The following is a 24,990-nucleotide window of genomic DNA, read 5'->3' as shown; positions in this document are numbered from 1 at the left end:
CCATCTAGGAGATACTAAAATGAGTAGCCAAATGAGTGATGAAAACAAACGTTGGAGTGCCAAACGCAAGAGTGCATTGGTATTGGAAATCATCCAAGGTAAGACCACGGTAGCCGAAGCTTCTCGGCAATTTGATTTAACGCCATCTGAATTGGAAAGCTGGGTTGATCAAGCTAAAGAAGGTATGGAAAACGCTTTGCGAGCCAAACCTCGTGATGTGCGTCAGCAATACGAAAAGCAAATTCACCAATTACAGGCCGCTTATGGTGAAGCGATGTTGGAGCTGCGTGCGCGAAAAAAGTTGGAGGAATGGTTGGAGCGGGACGAGAACTGATTTGGCGTTTGCATGAACAGTTTGCATCTGATGGTGTTCACGTCAGCATCAGCCGCTTGTGTGCTTGGTTTGGTGTGGCTCGTCGTTCAGTGTATTACCGACCACATCGCAAACAGCCAGTGGTAAAAGAATGCTATTCAGAACCGATTAAACAATTGATTGAAGAACAACCATCATTTGGTTACAGGACGGTTGCTGCTTTGCTGAGTATGAATAAAAACACTGTCCAACGTGTGTTTCAGCTCAAAGGTTGGCAAGTACGTAAACGCTCAGTCGGTCGCAGACCTCGGATTCAAGCGGTGCCATCCAAAGCACAGGAGCCAAATCAACGTTGGTCTACAGATTTGTGTCGGGTTTGGGGTGGTAAAGATGGTTGGCTCAGTCTGGCTTTGGTAATGGATTGCCATACCCGTGAATTATTGGGCTGGCAACTTTCCAAAACTGGTAAAGCCAGTACGGCTGTGAGTGCATTGGAACACGCTTTGATCAGCCGCTTTCGCTGTTTGGGCAAGGTGCCTGAACGTTTCTTATTGCGTTCAGACAATGGTTTGGTGTTTACCAGTCGCAAATATACTGCGTTGGTGAGCAGTTATGGTTTGCAGCAAGAATTCATCACACCGCATTGCCCACAGCAAAACGGCATGGTGGAAAGATTGATTCGCACCATTAAAGAGCAATGCGTTCATCGCTACCGCTTTGAGAGTTTGCAACATGCCAATCGTGTATTGAGCGATTGGATACAGTTTTACAATGAACGAAGACCTCATCAGGCATTGGGTATGAAAACTCCTACTGAAGTCTATCGATTAAGCTTGTGACTTGTGCAGAAAGTGCTAGGTCATTACAAAGGTTTGTTCATTGTCAAAGGACAAGTGGTGGCAGGTGTGGATTTATCAAAATTAGATGCCAGTGATGTCACAGTTTCGGCCGATGGTCAAAAAATGATTGTCGATTTGCCTGCTGCGGAAGTTTTTTCCACCCAAATTTCCAATATTCAAGTTTACGACCACCAACGAGGTTGGATGAATTTAGAACCATTGGATAACAATCTACTCCAACAAGCACAAAATGCTGCGAAGGTTCAAATCCAACAATCTGCTTGCCAAGCAAAAATTTTGCAACTGGCCAATGACAATGCTAGCAAACAAATGACTCAGTTATTTAGCTTAACCAAAATGGATATCACCATCCGCTCTCAAGCGGTTAAGCATTGCTAAAAATTGACTTAACATATCAATATATTGCATTGCGGCATTACAATAAATGCCATTTAACATAAATTATTTCAAGCAGGTTTCTTAACCATAAGATATAACCATAAAATAAAGAAAGAATAAGCCATGCACTTGCCTGACGACCAGCCCAAATTTGACTTACACCCAGACCGCCTACGTGCGTTGAGTGTCTTATTCAAATTGCCACAACCCCAACCGGTTGAACAAGCGCAAATTGTTTTATTGGGTGTCAGCCATGGTGCCAATGCTTTGGCCTTAGCATGTGAATATCCGAACGCAAAAATCATTGCGGTGGCCAGTGCTGCTGTGTATGCCCAACGAATACAGGAAGCATGCAAACACTTAAAAATAAAAAATGTGCGCATACTTTCTGTATCTAAATGGTTAGACTTCACTCCTAAAACACCAATTGACTACGTACTGTGTCATGGTTATTACAGTTATTTATCGGATGATGAAAAACAACGCCATACTGCGCAAATTGCCAAAGTGATACATCCACAAGGCATGGTTTACATTGATTATTTAACCACATCAGGCTGGCAAGCTTTTGAAAACATGCAATATATATTGACGCAAATTTACCCAGCAGAAAATTTGCAATCTATTGATGAAACCACGTTCAATCAAAGCATTAATTTGCTGTATCGGTATTTACCGACCAGTCATCCTTTATGCCATCAACTCAACCACATCATGCCAAAAATGAATTTGCGTACCCATCCGAGCCTCAATGGCTATTGGTCACTCAAACAAGCTCAGACGGAAACTGCAGATGATTTTTTACACCGATTACATGAATTAAAATTAGGTTATGTTTGCGACAGCGATATTTCCCGCTATTATTTTCAACCTTTACCAGATGATATCCAAGCGCACTGCGGCCGAAACAGACATTTAAGTGAGAATTTATACGACTTACTCACCCATCAAAGCAGCCGCGCAAGCTTAATCATGCCGATTGCACAATTGCTGCAATTTCGACTGCCTTCGCATGAGGATATGTATGAAAGCTTGGATTCACTACACATCTCAGGTCATTTTCAACTCGAGCAAGAGCAAACCATTTGGCGCAGCACTTTAAATCCACAAATCGCCGTCAGTGCCACTATTTTGAACAGCATGTTGCTAGAATCCATCAACCATGTTTACCATGCTAACTGCACTTTGGCAGTTAAAAAATTGCTAGAGCTACTGGAAACCAAATTCAAAGCCGTACCTGACATTCATCAATCGGTTTATATGATGTTGTTAAGTTTGGTTTTATCGGGTGCGTTGCACATTCGCAGTCAACGCCAAAGTGGTTTTCACCATCAAAGTGCCATGATTGCATTACATGAATGGCGCATGCACCATGATCCACATTTGACGCCTGCAAACAAATGGCTGCAACCGATTGCCAAAAAAGACTTAGAAGTCATGAAAATAGCCGAGGCTAATGCACAATAGCGCAGCCTTATTTAACCTCTGCGCTTGCGTCTGTTAAAATAGCGGTCTGAATCTTTTTGGATGTAGACCGCTGTGAACACATTACTCCCTGATACCCGCCCCTTCCCAACTGACCCAGTTAAAAATGACTTGTTGATGTATGCAGGTCAAATGGCTGCCAATCCTAACAATGCCCAAGGCAAATTGGCAGGCGAACAATTGCGCCATCAAATTTCTGACATGTTGTTCCAACGCCACATTTTAGGCTTGTCAGTCGCCATGTCTATGGCACCGGACGCAGCGGTTTACCAACAATTGTGGCTGTCTTTGAACCAAGTGTTATTGGCGCAAACCGAAGAAGAAATTCAATGGATTGCCATGCCAGTGATTTTGGTGGTCGGTAGCAAACAACCTGTGCAATTGAAACAAAGCTTGCCTGATTTGAATGCCTTTTTTGCGCAATACCCACAATTTGCCGCCTTACAACAAACAACGTGGTTGCCCAATTTAATCGACGGCTCTGATTTGGCTTATTTCAAATCGGACGCTTGGTATGCTGCCAAACAAAACATGGCGGCATCGGAACAATTGGCAGCACAAATTCCAAGTGCTTCATTGCAATTTGCCGCAGGCCAAGAAGTGGTTGTGGCTTATGCTGTTGGCTATGGTCAAAAACACTTACAGGACGCTTTGAACCAAGCCTTAAAAGAAGCTGCAATGCCATTGATGCAATTGTGGATTGAGCATTTACATGGCAATGGCGTCACCGTTTTTGCCAATCCCGTGGCACCGACCACACCGATGTTGGCCTTGCAACAAGGCTCGGCTTTGCGCACACGCATGGCTTTGGATGTCTTTGCTGCCAATGCTTTGCGCGCCATTCGTTTACAAAGCCCGCGTGCAGGTGTGGTGGTGGTAGCACAAGAAGGCGGCAAAATTTTGTTTGGCTTTAATTCAACCGACGAAGTCATGAGTTTGGCACCACAAATTTTCACATGGACTTTGGCACCGAATGACGATATCAATCTGATTTTGGCCAATTTCATTGATTTGATGGTCGAATGCCAAGTAGAACACATTCGCATTTTGCATGAAGCTTTACAAGACACAGATGTTTTGCCTAGCTATGCCAGAGCCGTAAACATGCCAAGCCACAATCCGATGTTCCCTAACTAAAACATTTACAGGACGCCTTCAAGCGTCCTGTAAACCAATGGAGCTGGTCATGACGCACATTTTATTTGTTTGTTTGGGCAATATTTGCCGTTCACCGATGGCAGAATTTATCATGAAACAATGGCTGACAGAACAAGGGCAAAGCCATTTGTTTCACATCGACAGCGCAGGCACATCAGGTTGGCACAATGGCGCAGACATGCATTGTGGCACTGCGGATATTTTAGACGGATTGAACATAGACAGCCGCGGCTTTGTCAGCAGCCAAGTGCGCCCACAAGACGCGGAAAAATACGATTATATCGTGGCGATGGATGCCAACAATTTACAAACCTTGCAGCAGTTACTCACCAAAGATGCCCAACACATGTTTGTCATCACCGATTTGCTTCCTGAATTAAACTATCCACAAGGCGTACCCGATCCTTGGCATACGGGTGACTTTGAAGAAACCAAACGTTTGCTACAAGCGTCCTGTAAACCTTTATTGGCACATATTACGGCACAATCGGTTTGATACCAACCTACCCAATTCTAGCTAAAATGCTTCATAAACCGACATGTCATTTTCAATGCAAAAATGATTGTTCCTTGCAAAATGTCTGTTTACAAAAGATTTGTTCCGAATAAATAAACAATTGCGCATTGCAAGTATTTTCAGCCCATGCAAAAACCTTCAAGATGGGCTAAAATACCATTCCTGATTCAGGTTTTTGACCTGTTTTATGCACTCTCATTGGAAGGATAGTCATGTTTTCTCGCAGTGTTACCGTTGCATCATTTGATCCAGAGTTGGCGCAAGCCATTGCCCAAGAAGTAGAACGTCAACAAGACCACGTTGAATTGATTGCTTCTGAAAACTATGTTTCACCAGCCGTTATGGAAGCCCAAGGCTCACAATTGACCAACAAATACGCAGAAGGCTATCCTGGCAAACGCTATTATGGCGGTTGCGAGTTTGTCGATGTGGCTGAACAATTGGCGATTGACCGTTTGAAACAATTGTTTGGTGCTGAGTTTGCCAATGTTCAACCACATTCAGGCTCACAAGCCAACCAAGCGGTTTACACTTCGGTTTTGCAACCAGGCGACACCATCATGGGCATGAATTTGGCGCATGGCGGTCACTTGACGCATGGCGCATCGGTGAATATTTCGGGCAAATTGTACAAAGTTGTGCCTTACAGCTTGAATGATGCCGAAGAAATTGACTACGATGAAGTAGAACGCTTGGCCATCGAAAACCAACCTAAAATGATTGTGGCAGGTGCTTCGGCTTACGCGTTGGAAATCGATTTCAAACGCTTCCGCGAAATTGCAGACAAAGTCGGTGCGTATTTGTTTGTTGATATGGCGCATTACGCGGGTTTGATTGCCGCTGGCGAATACCCTAACCCTGTGCCTCACGCGCACTTTGTGACCTCTACCACTCACAAAACCTTGCGTGGTCCTCGCGGAGGTATCGTGTTGACCAATGACGAAGCTTTGGCGAAAAAAATCAACTCAGCGATTTTCCCATCGTTGCAAGGCGGCCCATTGATGCACGTGATTGCTGCCAAAGCGGTGGCTTTCAAAGAGGCTTTGGATCCATCTTGGAAAGATTACGCCAAACAAGTGAAAGCCAATGCCAAAGTTTTGGCTGAAGTGTTGACCGAGCGTGGTTTGCGCATTGTTTCAGGCCGCACCGAAAGCCATGTATTCTTGGTAGACTTGCGTGCTAAGCAAATCACCGGCAAAGCGGCAGAAGAAGCTTTGGGCAAAGCACACATCACTGTGAACAAAAACGCCATTCCTAATGACCCTGAAAAACCATTCGTGACTTCAGGTATCCGTTTGGGTACACCTGCCATCACCACTCGTGGTTTTGACGAAAACGACACGCGCGAATTGGCTCATTTGATTGCGGACGTTTTGGATACACCAAACGATGATGCTGCGTTGCAAGCGATTGCAGTGAAAGTAACGGCTTTGTGCGCTAAGCGTCCTGTATACGTTGCTTAATTCAATCTGACTTTTAAAAAGCGTCCTGCTGTGAATCAGGGCGCTTTTTTTACTTTAAATAAAAACATTGATATAAAACAATAAACCCAGTTATTAACTCGTTCTCATCACACAAAACATAACCTTGGCATAATAGATGCTTGCTTTTTAAGACACACTAAAGGTGATGTCCCACACAACAACACCTTAAAACACACACAAGGTTTCACCATGTATCTATGGAAAGAGTGCACCCACTTTGAGCAGTCATGGTTGGTGTTCTGTATCATTTCATTTTTAGCTCTGTTTGCCTTAGAGCAACTCGACGGACTGTCGTTGGTCATCGCATGCGCTGGTAGTTTGTGTATCTTCTTTGCAGCAAAAGCCAAAACCATCACTTTTTACTGCGGCGTGGTTTACAACCTCTTATATGCCTTACATTGCTATTTGGTCAATGACGAATTGACGATGTATTTACACCTTTGCTTTCATCTGCCTCTACAAATTTTGGGTATTTATCTCTGGCAAAAAAACAGCATTGGTCATCCTACTTTACAAGAAAATATTTTACTGCGGCGCTTGTTTCCCAATGCGTGGATTGCCATTGTATTGGGCATGATTTTAATTGCAGCTTTTACTGCACAAGTCATTTACAGTTTGGGCAATGGCATGCCTAATTTGGTGATAATTGCGGTTATTTTCAGTATCATCGCCAATGTTTTGATGTTGGCACGCTTCGTAGAGTGTTGGGTCGCTTGGATAGCAGTCAATGTCTTTAACATTGGTTATTGGGCTTATACCTCCATGCTCAGCCCACCTATTTACATTTCAGGCTTTATGATGGGTATTTTTTTAGTCAATTGTCTTTATGGCTGTTACCGTTGGAATCGAATAAGTCAATTGCAAAATGAAATGTTTGTCGGCCCTTATTGCTCTTTGCGTTTGGCCTCCAATATTCAAAAACCCATCCCTCAAGTAGGAAAAATAACCAACCCATAACACAATTTTGCTAGCTACATGACTCATTTGTTTGCTAACCCTTATTGATAGAATGCTACCACCACACCATGAACACTATCCGCACTTTCTGGCAACAATGCAGCACTTTTGAAAAGTGGTGGTGCATCACGTTCACAGTGGTCGGTTTGGGCGTGGCAGTATTTAAAAATACGCCATTGCTAAACATGTCTGCCACCATTTTAGGTATGTGGTGCGTCTTTTTGGTTGCGAAAGGGCATTTATCCAATTTTTATGTTGGCACGGTTTATGTCACATTACATGCTTATATCAGTTTTAAATATGGCTTATATTTCATGACAGGATTGTATTTGTGTTTCTATCTACCCTTGCAATGGGTTGGGTGGAAAGTGTGGTCTAAACACAAGCCGCTGTACGCCATCAAACACGAACACATTGTGATTCGAGAAATCTTTCCTCGTGGTTGGTTGGCCATCTTAATTGCCCTCATCATTGTGTCCTTAATCTATATACAAGTCTTACAAATTTACTACCAAGCCGACTATTTTCCGTGGGACAGCGTATTGATGATTATGGCCATAACGGGACAATTGCTCATGACTTGGCGGTTTGTAGAACAATGGGTGGCTTGGATTTGTATCAATATCGTCAATTCAGCCGTTTGGTTACTGCTATTTACACCCGGAGATGATGCTGCTTGGATATTTGTTGCCATGTGGCTACTGAAAATCATCAACGCCATTTATGGATGGTACAACTGGAAATATATGCAAAAACAGCAAACTAAATTGGTAGCTGGCCCCTATTGTCCTTATCAACCACAGTTTACCCGTCGTTATTAAGCTGACAAGCGACCTCAAAGTCGTTTAAGCTAGTCTTTCTGACACACATATAACAGAGGAAAAACAATGCCAGCCTTACGCAACGACATTGATACAGAGGGTTTGTTGGAATATTCAGTGGTCTATACCGACCGCTCACTCAACCACATGTCACAAAAATTTCAACAAGTGATGCGTGATTTATCAACCACATTAAAACAAGTTTACCAAGCCGATGCAGTCGCCATCGTGCCAGGATCAGGCACTTACGCCATGGAAGCCGTGGCACGCCAATTGGCACAAAACAAAACTTGCTTGGTCATTCGCAATGGTTTTTTCAGCTTCCGTTGGAGCCAAATTTTTGAAATGGCGCGCTTACCACAAGAAGAAATCGTCTTAAAAGCACGCCAAATAGATGCCAACCATCCACAATCACCATTCACCCCTATTCCTGTCGAAGAAGCCGTTGCTGCCATTCGCGCGAACCAACCACAAGTGGTATTTGCAGCACATACCGAAACCGCAGCAGGCATGATTTTACCTGATGACTACATCCGCCAAATTGCGGCTGCAACCCATGAAGTTGGTGGTTTATTGGTTTTAGACTGTATCGCTTCAGGCTGCATCTGGGTGGATATGAAAGATTTGGGTGTCGACATTTTGATTTCTGCACCACAAAAAGGTTGGTCAGCACCACCTTGCTGCGGCATGGTAATGATGAATGAAACGGCCAAGCAAGCTGTGCAAACCAGCCAAAGCAACAGTTTTGCAATGGATTTAAAAAAATGGTTGGAAATCATGCAAGCTTATGAAAATGGCGGTCATGCTTATCATGCAACCATGCCTACCAATGCTTTGGTGGTATTGCGTGATGTGATGCAAGAATCGGCACAAATTGGTTTTGAACAATTAAAAGCCAAGCAACAAGAATTGGGCGAGCGCATTCGTGATGTCATGAAACAACGTGGCGTTGTCAGCGTGGCGGCAGACGAATTTGCAGCGCCTGGCGTGGTTGTGTGTTTCACCGATGACGACAACATTTCCAACACCAAAAAATTCATCGCCGAAGGCGTACAAATTGCAGGAGGCGTGCCTTTGAAAGTCGATGAACCTGCTTCTTACAAATCGTTCCGCATTGGTTTGTTTGGCTTAGACAAATTAGAAGACATCGAACGTTCAGTGCAATTGTTCAGCGATGCTTTAGACAAAGTTTTGGCGCAAGCCAACGCTTAAAACACCTCTTATAAGCGTCCTGTAAACTTACAGGACGCTTTTTGTATCTGTATTTATTGAGACAAAGGCAATAAATAAGCACTGGCATGTTCAATCAAAGCTTGGTTCAAACGCTGCATTTTAGGCGATTGCAAACGCCAATCATGCCAATACAAAGGCACATCCACAAATGCTCCGGGCATCAAATCCAACACAGCGCCCTGTAATTGTTGTTGTTGCACATCCAAAATCATGCCATAACCCAACCCCAATTCCACCGCTTTATAAAATGCTTGGGTAGACGGAATCATCAATTGTGGGCATGCATCGGCATTAAAATGACAAAACCGATGTAAAAAATCATGTTGCAACAAATCTTTGTGGTTATAACGCACCAAAGGCGCGGCTTTCAAAGCAGCATGCGTCAAGCCTTGAGAAAAATAACGCTGCTGGAACGCCACATTGGCCATCAATCGATAACGCACCGTACCCAAAGGTGTCGCCGCACAGCCTTTAATCGGCGTGTCTTTCGATGAAATGGCAGCGACAACCGAACCATCGAGCAGTTTTTGATGGGTAAATTCTTGATCGTCCACACTCAATTGCAACAACACATTTTCCGCAATCGCCACAGGTGCCAAAGCAGGCAGTAACCATGTTTCTAAGGAGTCATGGTTGGTGGCAATCGGTGCATGCATGAAATATTCGTTGTGCGCAAAATTGGCTGCAAACTCCTCTTCCAAGAGCTTACGCCGCCGCAAATATTGCAACAACATGCGTCCTGAAGCCGTAGGACGACAAGGTCGAGTACGCTCAACCAAAGGCATACCAATGCCCGCTTCCAATGCCTTGACTCTTTGTGATACTGCTGAAGGTGTTAAACGCAATTGTGTAGCGGCCAATTCAAAACTGCCACTATCCAATACGGCAAGCAAAGCCTCGGTTTGTTTGCTGTCTAATGGCTGCATGTATTTGCTCTTAAATGAAGTAAAATTTAATCTTACTAAAATTTATTCACTTTTGTTTCATTTAATTGGCACACAGCACACAATCTCTTCTCAAAGAAAACAGTCATAAGGGACAATCAATGGTGGTTTTTTGGCAAGGTTTATTCGTAGGTGCCAGCTTGATTATAGCGATTGGGGCGCAAAATGCTTTTTTAATCAAGCAAGGCTTGAGCAAACAATACATTGCCACCGTGGCGGGGATTTGTTTTTTGGGTGATGTGGTTTTGATGAGTTTCAGTATTTTGGGCGCAGGCAGCATGTTGACGCGCATTCCTTTACTGAGCTTAATGTTAGCGATTGTCGGTGCCATCTTTTTGTTATTGTATTCGTATCGCTGCTTGAAAAGTGCTTATACAGGACAATCTGCCTTGCATTTACAGGCCGATCAAGTGACATTGCACAGCCACAAAAAGGTTGCTTTGATGGCTTTTGCACTGACTTTTTTAAATCCACATGTGTATTTAGATACCATCATCATCATAGGCGGTATCGCAGGGACTTTGACTTTAGAACAAAAATGGTGGTTTCTCACAGGTGCGCTAACCACGTCATTGATTTGGTTTTTTGGTGTGGGCTTTGGCGCTAGACTATTGCTGCCTTGGTTCTCCAAATCCAAAACATGGCAAGTTTTGGACTTTGGCATTGGTGTATTGATGTTTTGGCTGGCTTTGGGCTTGGTCTATTACGCGCATAATTTACTACAAAATCCTATTGTTTAAAGTCATTTATCGATTAGAAATTTGACAAGCAGCGCGATAAACATGATAATGAGCACACAAAAAAAAGGCCCCCGAATGAACGGGGGCTAACGGAACACACCTCATAAACTCCGTACGAACCGATTGCCTCGCAATCGGTTTTTGACTTTTGGTCAGATGCATCAACCATGCATCTTGACACAGAAAAAGGACTAAGGCGTACAATTTGAGGAACTGATACACCAACGAATCGGTTGTCCAATCTTCACAACTTCACTGACCATGACCTGTTGCAGCAAAATCATTTCACTCGAAAAACCCATTCGTGGCGTATGAATTTCAGTCATTACTCACAAGACCCATCCCATTTAAAACCAAACTATTGACGCTTGATTTAGATTGCAACTGCAATGAATAGTCACAATCAGATGGCTTGTTTGCTTCCCCTTAGCTTGTTCGTCTTAAGCTGGAAACATAGTAATCTAAGTTTTTCACTTTGTAAATGATAATTATTACTATTTATAGTAAAGATTCCATAACCTGTCTCTATTTAAACCCTTAAATATCAAAAAATCAGCCACTTAAGACTGATTTCAATGTGTGAATTTTTAATCTAAAATTCTATTTTCAGGTACACGCCCTACCCAATCGCACACAAATTGCCATGCAACCCGTCCTGAACGTCCGCCCCGGCTCAAAGACCAATTCAAAGCAGCTTGTCTTGCCACATCATCGTATGCCACATCATAAGCATGTAACCAATTTTCCACCGCTTGCAAATATGCCACTTGATCAAACGGGTAAAAACTCAACCACAACCCAAAACGATCCGATAAAGACACTTTTTCCTCGATAGCCTCTTGTGGATGCACTTCGCCGCCTATACCCGTATGTCCTGTATTTTCGCTGAAATACTCAGGCAATAAATGACGACGGTTGCTGGTGGCATAAACCAACACATTGTCCGCTCGCTGTGACAAACCACCATCCAAAGCCGTTTTCAGGGCTTTATAACCATGATCCCCTTGCTCAAATGACAAGTCATCGCAAAACACAATAAATTTTTCAGGACGCCCAACCAACAAATTCAACAAGCTTGGCAAACTCGATAAATCCTCTTTATCCACCTCAATCAAACGCAAACCTTGCTCAGCATATTCATGCAATAAAGCTTTGACCAAAGAAGATTTACCCGTACCACGCGCTCCAGACAACAACACATTATTGGCAGGACGACCAGCTAAAAACTGCTCCGTATTGCGCACCAATTTTTGCATCTGCCCATCCACTGCCGCCAAACGTGACAATGGGAAAGTATGTGGCGTTGGTAAAACCTGCAAAATACCTTGTTGACCTACTTTTTCCCAACGAAACGCCACTGCTGCCCAATTAGGCTCTTGCAATGCTTGTGGCAATAATGCATCCAAACGCTCCAAAACCGACACCGCACGTTTGAAAAAAGTATTGATGGTTTTGATTTTAAATTCGCTCATTTTTTCCTTTCAAGATGCAGACCCAGCGTCCTGTAAACGCTGATGAATATGACATTTTTGTAATTGTGCTTGTAGCCAACGTTGGTAAATTTCAGTTGGAATATTGTGCAACGCCAATTCTATCGTATAAGGCGTACGAGGGTTTCGGTCTAACAGCCTTGCCATATGAAACCCTACCGATTGAATGCCCATCGGATGCACATAAATCAAAAATTCCTGATAAAACGGCTGTTGCAACAAAGCCAACATTTGATTGGCAATTTGGCGTTGTGCTTGAGGCAGTGCTTGCCACAAATTGGAATCTTTTTCGATGAGCAAACGTTGAAAATAACGCCTGTCCACTTGGTTAATACTTTGTGACAAATGCCACAATTTTAAATTGTCACGTTGAAATCGTATCAAACCTTGCCCTTTTGACAATTGCTGCTGCGCAGCAGCACTGACCGCCACCACAACAAAATTCTCTGCTTGATTGCTGATATCATCCAAATACGAAGCATCTTTTACATGCACAATCATTCCCGGTGCACCTAGCCATGCCTGCCGCCCTAAAGCAGCCGTTTTGCGACCAGAGCCATCCTGAAACCACTCACCTTTATGGCGTCCCAATAAAATACTGTCAGTGTCATGCAAAGAAATTGACCTGCCTATGCTTAATTCTGCAGCAGTAAACACACGATTGAAATCTTCATCTCCAAACAATTCACGCAAAGTAGCTATTTGGGCAATTTGGCGGCCTGTACTGCATTCGGTACGCACTTTGCCAGAATAAAATACTTCAAAAGCGTCGCTATGGGTATATTGAGGCTCAAAACGCCGCCCAAAACTTTGTGTTTGCCGCCATAACAACCGCTCATTTGCGCCAAAATTGACCCAAGAGGCTTGCACAGCAGTAAAACGAAAACCTGTATTCAAACTTAATTTTTGTGTGGCAGACTGAACCGCCGCAGACATCTTAAATTGAAAAGCGCAGCGACTGGCTTGGCTGTTCAAAGCGGCCTGTAACACTGCGACATTCTGATGCCAATGACTGGGATAATGCAGACTTGATTGGCTTTGAGCGGCTTGTAAATGGGGCATATTGCATATGGAAGCGTCCTGTAAGCGAGGTTGCACCGCTTGCGAAACTGCTTGCCAACCCAAACCTTGTAACACTTGCGCCTCACATGGCAAATCGCTCGCCCATGCAGACATGCTACCCATCACACAACACACAGCCCATAACCCTTGTCGATACAGTCTGCGTGCCATGTTCATTCACCTTTAATGTGTGTGCACAATCTCCCAACCGTGTTCGGTGGCATGTGCCAATAAAATGTCATCAGGATTGACCGCTACAGGACGGCTCACATCTTGCAGCAAAGGCAAATCATTGCGTGAATCGCTGTAGAAATAAATATCGTCATAATCAGAACGCGTTTTGCCTTTTTCTTGTAGCCACTGCTCTAAACGAACAATTTTACCGCCTTGATAACTCGGCACGCCGATATAATTGCCTGTATAACGCCCATCTACACCAATTTCTAAAGTCACACCAATGACTTCAGTAATGCCAAATTCGTTCGCAATCGGCGTAATGATGAATTCGTTGGTTGCCGAAATCAGCAACAAATCATCACCCGCTCGCTGGTGTTTAGCCACCAATTCGCGCGCCACCTCAGTAATGGTTGGACGAATGAACTCACACATGAATTCCTCATGCATCACCGCCAACTGTTCCATACTGTAATGGGTTAAAGGTTCTAATTGAAACTCTAAAAACTCATCCACATTCAAACGACCCTGCAAATATTGCTGGTAAAAATAATCGTTTTTCTTTTCTACGAAGGCTTTGTCAACGATGCCTTTGTGCATCAAATATTTTGGCCATTCATTGTCTGAATCGCTGGCAATTAAAGTGTGGTCAAGGTCAAATATGGCTAGATTCATTTTGGTCTTCAAGCAGTTTTTTCAGTAAAGGTAAAGTAATGTGTCGTCCCGTCATCAGGGAGTAATCATCCAGTTGCTGTACCATCGTCACCAATGAATCCATGTCACGGCGCCAATGCAACAGCAGAAATTTGAATAAATCGTCACTAATGGCCAATTGGCGAGATTGCGCCAAATCTTGTAAAGCCGCCAGCTTTTCATCGTCGTTGATGGCTTTAAGCTCATAGACCAAAGCATAAGCCATGCGGGTGCGCAAATCCTCACGCAAAGACAATTGTAACGGTGGAATGTTGGCGCACATTAACAAATAACCAAACCCGCCATCACGAATTTGGTTAAATAAATGGAATAAATCTTGCTGTTCGGTGCTATCGAGAAACTCAATGGCATCAATGGCGATATATTGGGCTTGAGCCGATGCGAGGGCAAAAGGTTTGGTCTTGGCATCCCAATATTGTGCCGAATGCCCTTGACTCACAGCCTGAGCCACCCATGCTTTGAGGAAATGGCTTTTTCCCCGCCCCTCTGCGCCCCATACATAGATCAAACGCTCTTGCTGATCTTGTAAGACTTGCAAAAGTTCGCGGTTCGCCTGTCCTAAAAATTTGGTAAAATCAGGAGAAACTTGATGCTCAAAATTCAAAATCAATTGAGACACAATATAGAGATTTCATGAAATAAAAAGAAACACATGAGGCTTATTGTAGCGTGCGCCCCCTAGCAAAGCAACCGCACGCCATCCTATTAAGAAACATCTTAACGACGATAATAATGACTTTTATAATAGTTTTGCATCAATTCGCGGAATAAGACCAAACAAATAGCGGCCAACGGCAAAGCCAATAACATACCGACAAACCCCATGAGCTGACCAAAAGCCATCAATGCAAAAATCACCAACAATGGTGATAAGCCTATGCGCTCACCTACAAATCTTGGCGTAATGACATAGCTTTCTAAACTTTGCCCCACTAAAAATACCGCCCAAACAGACAATAAGCCACTCAAATTACCAAACTGCAATAAAGCTGCCATGGTAGCCAACAATAAACCTATAAACGCACCCAAATAAGGAATAATGACCAACATACCTGCAATCATGCCAATGGCAAAGCCCGAATCCAATCCGATTAAAGCCAAACCACCGCCATAAATCAAACCGACCAAAATCATGACCAACAACTGACCACGCAAATACTCGCTCAAGGTTTCATCGATTTCATGACCAATGCGGCTAAAACGCTCTAAATAACGCCGCGGAATCATCTTCACCAGTCCTGCCGACCAACGTGGCCAATCCACTAAAAAGTAATACAGTAAAATCGGCAATAAAAACAAATTCACCAGCATCACGACCAAATGTCCACCTTGATTGGCCAAAAATGGCATGATTTTGGTCACACCTGTGCGGATTTGCTCACCATTTTCAGTCACATATTTGATGACAAATTTACTGTCCAAACCCCACTGAACATGGAAAGTCTGATTCACCCATGGCAACAAAGCCGTTTCAATATAACGCACCATATCAGGCAATTTTTGCCATGCTGCCTCAAATTGCTTCAACATCATCGGAATGATGAACAAAATGAGACTCACCACAATAAAAATAGCAAATAAAGTCACCAAAATGGCCGAAAAGTTGCGGCTCAATTTACGCCTAGTCAATTGATTGACCACAGGATTTAAAATATAAGCCAAAATAGCTGCAGCAATGAAAGGCGTTAAAATGGTACTTAACTGGTGAACGAGAAAGCCTAATATCAATACAATGACAAAGCCAACCACCCAATTGAGATACGTACTGCGTTTGCGCACATACATAACCACTCCTTGTGCCAAGGTAAAAAGATGTTCCATCCTAACATGAAGCAAGCATAGTCCTGCGTGAAATGAATATGAAATCCATTGCACTGGCTATTATCATAAAAACAGGGTGCTTGCCTCTGGCAAACACCCTGTTTTAGACTAAAAAGCCATCTATTATTTGCGAATGGCTTCTACTTGAATTTTCAATTTGGTTTTCATGTTAAAACCAAACTTCTTAGCATAATCCACACCAAATGCATCACGGTCAAACTCACCTTCTACATCCGCGCCACAAGTGTAAGCTTTGGTCATCGGATTTTCCATGCATTTGAAGTTTTCAATATCCAAATTCACAGGTTTGGTCACACCTTTCAAAGTCAAATGACCTACTACTTTGCCTGGTTTGCCATCTTCAAAATCGGTTAAACGACCTTTGTAAACCGCGGTTGGGTATTTTGCCACATCCAAAAGGTCTGCACTTTTGGCATGGGTATTAAAACCCTCATGACCTGAATTAAAAGAATTCATGTCAATAACCGCTTCTAATTCACCCGTTTTTTTCGCGGTATCAATGGTGACAAAGCCACTGGTTTTATTAAACTTGCCACGCCAAACCGACAAACCACCCATGTGATCGGCTTCAAAACTTGGATAAGTGTGTTCAGGGTCAAATTCATATTTCACTGGCGCAGCTTGCACAGACAAAGCCGCAGTCATCAACACTGTTGCCAAACCCAATAATGCACTTTTTTTCATGAGAACGTCCTTTTTTAGTATGGTAATGGTGGTCACTGCAACATGTGTTGCTACAAACAAAATATATGACACAAACTAAGTAATGTAAACGGTTTTGCGCCAATCAACAAGTTGGATTGATGCAATGCTCTTTTACTCTTGGTTAACAATAAAAAGCGTCCTGTAAACTTTACAGGACGCTTTATGATGTCATTCAAATATGACAATAATGTTTATTGCCACACCAACAAAGCATGCAATTTTTTACCACGACGAATGATGGTATAACGACCAAAGCGTTTGTGCTCATCGGTCAACAAATAAGCATCGTCTGGTTTTTCAGGTGCGTGTTCAGGATTGTTAAGCGCAGCAGCCGCGCCATTCAACGCCACCGCACCACTGGCAACAAAACCACGACCTTCTTTATTGGATTTCGCCAAGCCGCTGACAATCAATGCTTCCACCACATTCACATTGCCAGTCATCTCAAACACAGGCAAACCATCCAATGCCAATTGCTCAAAATCGCTTTCGGTCAATGCACTTTGGTCTTCAGCAAACAAACTTTCAGAAATACGCTTGGCAGCTGCCAATGCTTCTTCGCCATGAATCAAGCGCGTCATTTGCTCTGCCAAAATGCGCTGCGCCTCAGGTTTAGTACCGCTGGCTTGGTCAGCAGCTTCAATCGCATTGATTTCTTCTACGCTCAAGAAAGTAAAGAACTTCAAGAATTTATAAACATCCGCATCGGCCACTTTCAACCAAAATTGGTAAAATTGGTAAGGCGAGGTTTTGCTAGCATCCAACCACACCGCACCACCTTCGGTTTTACCGAATTTGGTGCCGTCAGATTTGGTCACCAATGGCAAAGTCAAACCATACACGCTGTCTTTGTTCAAGCGGCGGGTTAAATCAATACCTGCGGTAATATTACCCCATTGATCAGAGCCACCAATTTGCAATTTACAACCGTGGCGTTTGTTCAATTCGCTAAAGTCATAACCTTGCAACAAGCTGTATGCAAATTCGGTAAACGAAATGCCGACATCGTCACGGTTCAAGCGTTGCTTCACAGATTCTTTGTTCATCATCGCGTTGACAGAAAAATGCTTACCGATGTCACGTAAAAAGTCCAAGCAGCCCATGCCGCCGAACCAATCGTAATTGTTCGCCATCACCGCCGCATTATCGCCTTCAAACGACAAAAATGGCGTCAATTGATTGCGAATTTTTTGCACCCAACCTGCCACGGTTTCAGGCGTATTCAAACTGCGTTCTACTGCTTTAAAACTTGGGTCACCAATCATGCCTGTCGCACCGCCAACCAATGCAATCGGTTTGTGACCTGCCAATTGAAAACGGCGCAAAGCCAATACTGGCAATAAGTGACCGATGTGCAAACTGTCAGCAGTAGGATCGAAGCCGCAATACAAAGAAATTTGGCCATCGTCTAACAATTGTTGTAAGGCTTCAGCATCCGTAGTCTGTGCAATCAAACCACGTTGTTGTAATTCATTGATCAATCCGCTCATCGTTAACTTATCTTCAAAAACAGTGTTAAAAAAGCTTTCAGGCGACCTGAAAGCTGTAAATAAATATGTAAACGGCGTTCATTTTACAGGATAGTGAGCACTTGGGCTAACCTTATGCGCAAACAAACTATTCAACAATCATGTTTCCATTCAATCCCACCATGCCCGCCACGCCAACACGCGACAAATAAACACAGTATTGGCGCGGCACAACCAAAGCCAATAAATGTTCAATATCAATATAACCGTCTAGCTCCAAACGCTTATACATCATGTCACACATGGCCTCAAACCATGCTTCAAATTTGGGCATCAACACAGGGTCAAAACTCCACAAGCGTGTCATATAATGCATTTTGGTTCCACCGCTATTGTGTAAAGGTAAAAAACCATCGGTACGACACAAAAAAGCGGCTTTATGGGCAAATTGTTCATGGTTGTAAAAATCTTGTGAAAAAGGTGCACACACACGATAGCGGCCTGAAACCTTAAACACACGGCGATAACCATCCAAATATTGATTCAAACGCGCCCATTCTAATAAACCGTGCATGCCTGCCATTTCATTCAAATTTTTAATCACATTACCCATCGGATCTGTCTCAGGCGAACAAATGGCGTAATTGTGTTGTATGGTTGGATGTTGAGAGAAATGCAGAATATGGTTCGCGCCATGTTGCATAAAATTTTGCTCATATTGCGGGGGAATACGTTCACGCGACAATTCCATCACAATAATGTCTGCATGCGGTGCCATTTGGCGAATGCTGTCCAATGTTGCCATCGTTTGCGCCAAACGTTCTTCAGTCGGGAACAGACCATATTGTGTGACCAATGCCGATGACACAATGAATAAATCGCGATAATGCATTTGGTTTTCCCCTTTATGGTTTCAAGCCTAAATATTTATTTTTTAAATGCAAAATACACAGCCCCTAAAATAAACCCAAAACTAATCAAATAATTGAGTTTAAAGCCTTCTTTCAAATAAAATACAGCAAAAAAAGCAAATACTGTTAGCGTGACCACTTCTTGCATGATTTTCAATTGAAAGGGTCGTATGCCCCATTCACTGCCAAAATGATTAGCAGGAATAACCAAGCAATATTCAAACAAAGCAATCGTCCATGAAATCAAAATGATTTTCCACAGCGGCATTTCTGCACCACCAGGTTTCAAATGCCAATACCAAGCGATGGTCATCAACAAGTTTGAAAACACCAATAAAATCAATACCACTGCGGTTTTAGTCAACATTATTCACACTTTAAAAATCAAAAACGCGCTATTTTAGCGCGCTTTATGATGCTTCAAATTGTTTACGCTGCCTGTTGTTTCAATAAAGCGACATAAGCATGGACCCATTGTTGCAAAAATGCAGCGCTACGCTTATTGAAAACACCTTCGGCATCCATCAAATCATCAGTCCATTGTACAAAAGCTTCAGGCTGATTCACCGTCGGCATGTCCAAAGCTGCCACGATGTTGCGCAAATGTTGTTGCGCTACTGCCGTTGCTATTGCTCCTGGCGATGTACCTATCACACCTGCAACTTTACCTGCCCAAACGCTTTTACCGTAAGGACGAGAGCCATGATCTAAAGCGTTTTTCAAAGCTGCGCTAATAGAACGATTGTGTTCTGGCGTTACAAACACCACACCTTGTAGCGCAGCCACAGCTTGCTTGAAAGTGCTGACTGTTTCGGTCGGCTGATTGTCCAAGTCTTGGTTGTACAAGGGCAACTGGCTGATATCGACAAAAGAAATTTCAATCTCGCTTGGAAACAATTTTGCCAATGCTTTGGCCAATTTCAAATTGAAAGAATCTTGGCGCAAACTACCGACCACCATACCCACTTGATAAGCTGCCATAGTCATACTCCTTCATCATGATATCAAAATGAATTAGAAACCAAATTCACTTAAAGTTCACTCATTATGAATAAAAACCCATTCATTGAAAGGTTTTCAAAGCGGCCTGTAAAAACGCATCTAAGAAATCATAGCCCGAATGCGAGCCACCTTCGATTAATTTCACTTCTTGAGCAGGGAATGCTTTTTGTGCCACACGATAGTCCAATACCTCATCAGCAGTGCCCAACATCACCAAACGCTTAGCACCATTCGATTCGGTATAAGCTTTTTCTTGTTTATACTCGGCCAAAGCTTCAATGTCTTTGCATTTGGTTTGGTAAAATTCGATAGCAGGATTGGCAACTGCCACCGCTACTTTGCGTAAGACACCCACACGATTGGCCCAATAACCACCCAAGCTACAGCCAATACAACCAATGATTTCATGCCGCTTGAAAATCAAATCAATGATTTTATCAATCGCATTCGGTGGAGTGTTTTCATAATCGAGTTCCATGCCCACCACTTGTATGCCATGCTCGGCAAAAAATGCTTTGGTGCGGTCAAATTTCTCCGTTTTACAATCAGATTGATAACCATGAAAATAAATAATCGTACTCATCACCGCTCCCTCAGTTGAATTTCAATTAAAAAAAGCGCCCTCAATCAGGCGCTTTTTTTCACAATGCTTTACACATTGAATAAGAAGTTGATGACATCACCATCTGCCACCACATATTCTTTGCCTTCAGCGCGCATCTTACCAGCTTCTTTGGCTTTCACCTCACCACCCAAAGCGATGTAATCATCAAATGCAATTACTTGCGCACGAATGAAACCACGTTCAAAGTCAGTGTGAATCACGCCTGCCGCTTGTGGTGCAGTATCACCTTTGTGAATCGTCCAAGCACGCACTTCTTTCACACCAGCGGTGAAATAAGTTTGTAAGCCCAACAAATCATAGCCAGCACGAATCAAACGATTCAAACCAGGTTCTTCCAAGCCCATTTCTTGCAAAAATTCGTTCTTGTCCGCGTCATCCAAATCCGCAATTTCCGCTTCCATTGCCGCACAAACCGCTACCACAGGCGCACCTTCTTTGTTCGCCAATTCGGTCAAAGCATCCAACAATGAATTGTTTTCAAAACCGTCTTCTGACACGTTTGCCACATACATCGCAGGTTTCACCGTCAACAAACAAATCGGCTTGATAATCGCCAACTCATCCGCATCCAAACCTGCCGAACGCACAGGTTGACCTTGGTCCAAATGCGCTTGCAGACGTTCTAAAATTGCTACCAATTTTTGTGCATCTTTATCGCCAGATTTGGCTTTTTTGCCTTCACGCAAAATCGATTTTTCAACCGATGCCAAATCCGCTAAAGCCAATTCGGTGCCGATGGTTTCGATGTCAGAAATCGGGTCCACTTTGCCTGCTACGTGAATAATATTGTCGTCTTCAAAACAACGTACCACGTTCACAATCGCATCGGTTTCACGGATATTGGCCAAAAATTGGTTGCCCAAACCTTCGCCCTTGCTCGCACCTGCTACCAAACCAGCAATGTCCACAAACTCTACAATCGCAGGTTGCATTTTTTGCGGATTCACAATTTTAGCCAAATCATCCATGCGTGCATCGGGTACTTCTACGATGCCGACATTAGGCTCAATGGTACAAAATGGGTAGTTTGCCGCTTCGATGCCGGCTTTGGTCAATGCATTGAATAAAGTTGATTTACCCACGTTAGGCAAGCCAACGATGCCACATTTCAAACTCATAAGGCGTCCTGAAAATCTTTAGTCTTAAATAATGGCGTTATTGTAACATAAGCCTCTGTTTATGCTTTAAGCAATCCACACAAGCGATGCTAAATCCTGTTTTCACACTGAACATGATTGAAGCATGGTTTTAGTACACTTCTGTACAAAAATACAAAAAAGCCACCTTTTCACAAAGATGGCTTGGTTTAATCCATACATTTACTGACGGTACAAACTCACAGGACAGTTTTGACCCAATGCATCAGAGCAATAACGCACATGATTGGCGTTTTCCCATTTTAAAAAATGGGTGGTACTTTGACCTGATTGGTTAGCACCGTTTCCAAAACAATCTACCATGCCATTGTCTTCTACAAACACCACATTCATTTGCGGCAATCCCGCTGTATTTTTCACTTCATAGCGCGCGCTGATACGCTCTAAAGCGCTGTTAATTTGCAAATTTCCATCGGCTTCAAAACGATAATATTCAGAACATTGAGCATTGTTTGGCACGGGCATTGCCCAACTTCCAACCAAATTGGTTTCTGTCACCGCCCATGCAGGCATAGCCATTGCCGACACTACCGCCGCTACCATCCATTGCTTGCAATTCATCACTTACCCTTCTAAATGTATTTCTAAATTATCAATCAAACGCGTGTTGCCTAAACGAGCCGCTGCCACAATCACCACGTGAGCATCGCCCGCATGAGCGACCTGTAAATCATGCGTATTGCGTACTTCCACGTAATCCACAACCCAAGCTTGTTCCGTCAAAGTTTTGACTGCTTGTTGCTCCAGTTTGGCATAGTCTTGGCGACCTGAACGAATTTGGGCAGCCATTTGTGTCAAAGCTTGATACAACTGTGGCGCTTGTGCGCGTTCGGCTTCACTCAAATACCCATTGCGACTGGACAAAGCCAAACCATCCGCCGCACGACCTGTATCCACGCCAACAATTTTAATGTCCATATTCAAGTCTTCAACAAAGCCTCGAATCACCGCCAATTGCTGGTAATCTTTTTTGCCAAAACAAGCGACATCAGGTTTGACAATATTGAATAATTTGGTTACCACTGTTGCCACACCACGGAAATGACCCGGTCGGAACACACCACATAATTCATTTTGAATATTTGGTGGCTCGACATTATAGTGTTGGCTCACATGTGGATACAACTCTGTTTCATTTGGCGAAAACAAAACATCGACACCTGCGGCCTGTAATTTTTCAGCATCAGCATCCAAAGTACGCGGATAAGACATGAAGTCTTCGCCTTGACCAAACTGCAAACGGTTCACGAAAATACTGACTACGACTTTTTCAGCATGTTTTTTCGCTTCGGCTACCAAAGCCAAATGACCATCATGTAAATTGCCCATGGTTGGCACAAACGCCACCACGCCCGCTGCTTTGCGCCAAGCGCGCAAATCCTGAATGCTTGTGATAATTTGCATCACGATTTCCTATTTTTATGAAAGACAAAGGCCACCAATGATTCATTGGTAGCCTGATTTTGCTCAGATAAACTTTATCTTACTCGCTAAATTGATGCTCTGCAGCAGGGAATTCAGATTTTTTGACCGCATCCACATAAGCTTTGACTGCAGCTTGAATGCTGTTTTGCCCTTGCATGAAGTTGCGCACAAAACGTGCTGTTTTGCCAGGATACACACCCAACATATCGTGCATCACCAATACTTGACCATCACAATCGACGCCAGCACCAATACCGATGGTCGGGCAAGCCAAAGAAGCAGTCACTTCAGCAGCCAAAGCCGCTGGTACGCATTCCATCAATACCAAAGCAGCACCTGCATCCGCATGGGCTTGGGCATCGGCTTTCAAAGCATTGGCAGCCACATCGCCTTTACCTTGTACTTTGTAACCGCCAAACGCATGCACAGACTGTGGCGTCAAACCAATGTGTGCACACACAGGAATGCCACGCATTTGCAAAAATTCAGTGGTTTCAGCCATCCAAGCACCACCTTCTAATTTGACCATATGCGCACCTGCCGCCATCAATTCAGAAGCGGCTGCAAATGCTTGCTCTTTGCTTTGCTGATAAGAGCCAAACGACAAATCCGTCACAATCATCGCATTTTGATTACCGCGTGCCACCGCTTTGGTGTGATAAACCATATCTGCTAAAGAAACTGGCAAAGTAGAATCATGACCTTGTACCGTCATGCCTAAAGAATCGCCCACGAGTAACATATCCACACCAGTATCACTCATCAAGCGGGCAAAACTGGCTTCATAACAAGTTAACATGGTGATTTTTTCACCAGCTTGTTTCATTTTTAATAAAGTACTTACAGTAATCATCGTGACTCTTTATATTTTTTAATACGTGGTGGTTTCATTCAAATTCAAATAATGACGTGAACCACGCATATTGTGCATGGTATCGAGCAACATTTGAAAATGGTCTTCATTGTGAATGAAATCCAATTCATCGGTATTGGCAATCAACAAAGGTGCATGAGTGTACAAATGGAAAAAATGGCTGTATTCCTCATCCACTTGTTTCATATAACCATTCGGGAATAATTTATAATGCGCTGATTGTGCAGTACTACCCGAATGTTTATTCGCATCTTGCTTGCCTTGCAAGTAAATGACCAAATCCGGTACCGGATATTCAGGCAAAACTTGCTGTTTGACTTGCCAATATAAGGTCGCCTCATCATCTTGCAAGACAATCGGCACAAATATTTGATCTTTTTCCAATAAAAAATCACTGACAACCCGTTGTTGTTGGCGATCTTCTTCTAAAACCATGGTCGCCGCCGCAGCTCGCTCCATCAAAAAATGCAATTGTGTAGCCAAACCATGATTCGTCGCATTCAAGTAAAACTTGGTCAAAAACGGGTTTTGCTCTGGGGCCTCACTCAGCAGCTCGCACTCAAAACGCTCGGCCAATTTACGACTCAAAGCCGTTTTACCACTTCCAATTGAACCTTCTACGACCAAATAGCGGTAATCCATCACTCAAC

General features: G+C 43.3%; 28 protein-coding genes. 11 read left to right on the top strand and 17 right to left on the bottom strand.

What is annotated here, in order from left to right:
* Window positions 1-19: 19 nt before the first annotated feature.
* The 10 genes from ADP71_RS02745 (at window position 20) to ADP71_RS02700 (ending at window position 9,185) form a co-directional block, all read left to right on the top strand.
* Window positions 20-334 (top strand): transposase, encoded by a 315-nt coding sequence (locus tag ADP71_RS02745; protein ID WP_104931416.1) that lies wholly within the window; start codon window positions 20-22, stop codon window positions 332-334.
* Window positions 310-1,152 (top strand): IS3 family transposase, encoded by an 843-nt coding sequence (locus tag ADP71_RS02740; protein WP_104931415.1) that lies wholly within the window; start codon window positions 310-312, stop codon window positions 1,150-1,152. Before ADP71_RS02745 ends, ADP71_RS02740 begins: the two co-directional genes overlap by 25 nt.
* 3 nt (window positions 1,153-1,155) lie before the next feature.
* A complete protein-coding gene (locus tag ADP71_RS02735; RefSeq protein WP_171460872.1) occupies window positions 1,156-1,551 on the top strand; it encodes a DUF4230 domain-containing protein in 396 nt (131 codons plus the stop codon).
* Between the two features lie 123 nt (window positions 1,552-1,674).
* Window positions 1,675-3,018 (top strand): class I SAM-dependent methyltransferase, encoded by a 1,344-nt coding sequence (locus ADP71_RS02730; RefSeq protein WP_171460871.1) that lies wholly within the window; start codon window positions 1,675-1,677, stop codon window positions 3,016-3,018.
* Window positions 3,019-3,090: 72 nt separating this feature from the next.
* Window positions 3,091-4,173 (top strand): conjugal transfer protein, encoded by a 1,083-nt coding sequence (locus ADP71_RS02725; RefSeq protein ID WP_237343036.1) that lies wholly within the window; start codon window positions 3,091-3,093, stop codon window positions 4,171-4,173.
* Between the two features lie 49 nt (window positions 4,174-4,222).
* The gene (locus tag ADP71_RS02720; RefSeq protein WP_216604031.1) at window positions 4,223-4,690 is read left to right on the top strand and encodes a low molecular weight protein-tyrosine-phosphatase; all 468 of its coding nucleotides are present in this window, start codon (window positions 4,223-4,225) and stop codon (window positions 4,688-4,690) included.
* Between the two features lie 233 nt (window positions 4,691-4,923).
* Window positions 4,924-6,174 carry a serine hydroxymethyltransferase gene (gene glyA / locus ADP71_RS02715; RefSeq protein ID WP_104931435.1) on the top strand — a complete coding sequence of 417 codons (1,251 nt, stop codon included), beginning with the start codon at window positions 4,924-4,926 and terminating at the stop codon, window positions 6,172-6,174.
* A gap of 210 nt (window positions 6,175-6,384) precedes the next feature.
* Complete coding sequence (gene pnuC / locus ADP71_RS02710; protein WP_081619527.1) at window positions 6,385-7,152, top strand: nicotinamide riboside transporter PnuC; 768 nt, start codon at window positions 6,385-6,387, stop codon at window positions 7,150-7,152.
* A gap of 68 nt (window positions 7,153-7,220) precedes the next feature.
* Window positions 7,221-7,973 (top strand): nicotinamide riboside transporter PnuC, encoded by a 753-nt coding sequence (gene pnuC, locus ADP71_RS02705; protein ID WP_104931433.1) that lies wholly within the window; start codon window positions 7,221-7,223, stop codon window positions 7,971-7,973.
* 66 nt (window positions 7,974-8,039) lie between these two features.
* Window positions 8,040-9,185, top strand: a complete 1,146-nt coding sequence (locus ADP71_RS02700; RefSeq protein ID WP_019957422.1) for an aminotransferase class V-fold PLP-dependent enzyme — start codon at window positions 8,040-8,042, stop codon at window positions 9,183-9,185.
* A 53-nt stretch (window positions 9,186-9,238) separates the two neighbouring features.
* On the opposite strand, the gene ADP71_RS02695 is transcribed toward ADP71_RS02700, so the two are convergent.
* Window positions 9,239-10,132, bottom strand: a complete 894-nt coding sequence (locus ADP71_RS02695) for a LysR family transcriptional regulator ArgP (RefSeq protein ID WP_019957421.1) — start codon at window positions 10,130-10,132, stop codon at window positions 9,239-9,241.
* A 119-nt stretch (window positions 10,133-10,251) separates the two neighbouring features.
* Between ADP71_RS02695 and ADP71_RS02690 the strand changes: the two genes are divergently transcribed.
* Window positions 10,252-10,890: a LysE/ArgO family amino acid transporter gene (locus ADP71_RS02690; protein WP_019957420.1), complete on the top strand. Its 639-nt coding sequence runs from the start codon at window positions 10,252-10,254 to the stop codon at window positions 10,888-10,890.
* 587 nt (window positions 10,891-11,477) lie between these two features.
* Here ADP71_RS02690 and ADP71_RS02685 read toward each other — a convergent pair.
* The 16 genes from ADP71_RS02685 to ADP71_RS02610 form a co-directional block, all read right to left on the bottom strand.
* Window positions 11,478-12,362: an ATP-binding protein gene (locus tag ADP71_RS02685; RefSeq protein WP_019957419.1), complete on the bottom strand. Its 885-nt coding sequence runs from the start codon at window positions 12,360-12,362 to the stop codon at window positions 11,478-11,480.
* A gap of 9 nt (window positions 12,363-12,371) precedes the next feature.
* Entirely contained in the window at window positions 12,372-13,613 is a 1,242-nt protein-coding gene (locus ADP71_RS02680; protein WP_104931432.1) for a hypothetical protein, read from the bottom strand.
* Between the two features lie 12 nt (window positions 13,614-13,625).
* Window positions 13,626-14,291, bottom strand: a complete 666-nt coding sequence (locus tag ADP71_RS02675; protein WP_019957417.1) for an HAD family hydrolase — start codon at window positions 14,289-14,291, stop codon at window positions 13,626-13,628.
* Window positions 14,272-14,949: a DnaA regulatory inactivator Hda gene (gene hda / locus ADP71_RS02670; protein WP_019957416.1), complete on the bottom strand. Its 678-nt coding sequence runs from the start codon at window positions 14,947-14,949 to the stop codon at window positions 14,272-14,274. Before hda ends, ADP71_RS02675 begins: the two co-directional genes overlap by 20 nt.
* Before the next feature lie 98 nt (window positions 14,950-15,047).
* On the bottom strand, window positions 15,048-16,115 hold the full coding sequence (locus tag ADP71_RS02665) for an AI-2E family transporter (protein WP_019957415.1): 1,068 nt from the start codon (window positions 16,113-16,115) through the stop codon (window positions 15,048-15,050).
* Window positions 16,116-16,274: 159 nt separating this feature from the next.
* Window positions 16,275-16,856 (bottom strand): YceI family protein, encoded by a 582-nt coding sequence (locus tag ADP71_RS02660; protein WP_019957414.1) that lies wholly within the window; start codon window positions 16,854-16,856, stop codon window positions 16,275-16,277.
* A 212-nt stretch (window positions 16,857-17,068) separates the two neighbouring features.
* Window positions 17,069-18,367, bottom strand: a complete 1,299-nt coding sequence (tyrS, locus tag ADP71_RS02655) for a tyrosine--tRNA ligase (protein WP_019957413.1) — start codon at window positions 18,365-18,367, stop codon at window positions 17,069-17,071.
* A 127-nt stretch (window positions 18,368-18,494) separates the two neighbouring features.
* Entirely contained in the window at window positions 18,495-19,238 is a 744-nt protein-coding gene (locus ADP71_RS02650) for a hypothetical protein (protein WP_019957412.1), read from the bottom strand.
* A gap of 35 nt (window positions 19,239-19,273) precedes the next feature.
* Window positions 19,274-19,624 (bottom strand): DMT family protein, encoded by a 351-nt coding sequence (locus tag ADP71_RS02645; RefSeq protein ID WP_019957411.1) that lies wholly within the window; start codon window positions 19,622-19,624, stop codon window positions 19,274-19,276.
* Between the two features lie 62 nt (window positions 19,625-19,686).
* Entirely contained in the window at window positions 19,687-20,238 is a 552-nt protein-coding gene (locus tag ADP71_RS02640; RefSeq protein ID WP_019957410.1) for an NADPH-dependent FMN reductase, read from the bottom strand.
* 82 nt (window positions 20,239-20,320) lie between these two features.
* Window positions 20,321-20,842, bottom strand: a complete 522-nt coding sequence (locus ADP71_RS02635) for a YqiA/YcfP family alpha/beta fold hydrolase (protein WP_171460870.1) — start codon at window positions 20,840-20,842, stop codon at window positions 20,321-20,323.
* A 68-nt stretch (window positions 20,843-20,910) separates the two neighbouring features.
* A complete protein-coding gene (gene ychF / locus ADP71_RS02630) occupies window positions 20,911-22,002 on the bottom strand; it encodes a redox-regulated ATPase YchF (protein ID WP_019957408.1) in 1,092 nt (363 codons plus the stop codon).
* Window positions 22,003-22,203: 201 nt separating this feature from the next.
* Window positions 22,204-22,602, bottom strand: a complete 399-nt coding sequence (locus ADP71_RS02625; protein WP_019957407.1) for a hypothetical protein — start codon at window positions 22,600-22,602, stop codon at window positions 22,204-22,206.
* 3 nt (window positions 22,603-22,605) lie between these two features.
* Window positions 22,606-23,445, bottom strand: coding sequence for a pantoate--beta-alanine ligase (gene panC / locus ADP71_RS02620; RefSeq protein WP_171460869.1), 840 nt, complete (start codon window positions 23,443-23,445; stop codon window positions 22,606-22,608).
* Between the two features lie 79 nt (window positions 23,446-23,524).
* Window positions 23,525-24,319 carry a 3-methyl-2-oxobutanoate hydroxymethyltransferase gene (panB, locus tag ADP71_RS02615; protein ID WP_171460868.1) on the bottom strand — a complete coding sequence of 265 codons (795 nt, stop codon included), beginning with the start codon at window positions 24,317-24,319 and terminating at the stop codon, window positions 23,525-23,527.
* Window positions 24,320-24,337: 18 nt separating this feature from the next.
* On the bottom strand, window positions 24,338-24,982 hold the full coding sequence (locus tag ADP71_RS02610) for a deoxynucleoside kinase (protein WP_019957404.1): 645 nt from the start codon (window positions 24,980-24,982) through the stop codon (window positions 24,338-24,340).
* Window positions 24,983-24,990: the final 8 nt, after the last annotated feature.

Source organism: Vitreoscilla sp. C1, from assembly GCF_002951955.2.
Classification (GTDB): Bacteria; Pseudomonadota; Gammaproteobacteria; order Burkholderiales; family Neisseriaceae; genus Vitreoscilla; species Vitreoscilla stercoraria.
The sequence above is the reverse complement of the archived record's forward strand: the minus strand, read 5'-3'. Positions and strand labels throughout refer to the sequence as shown.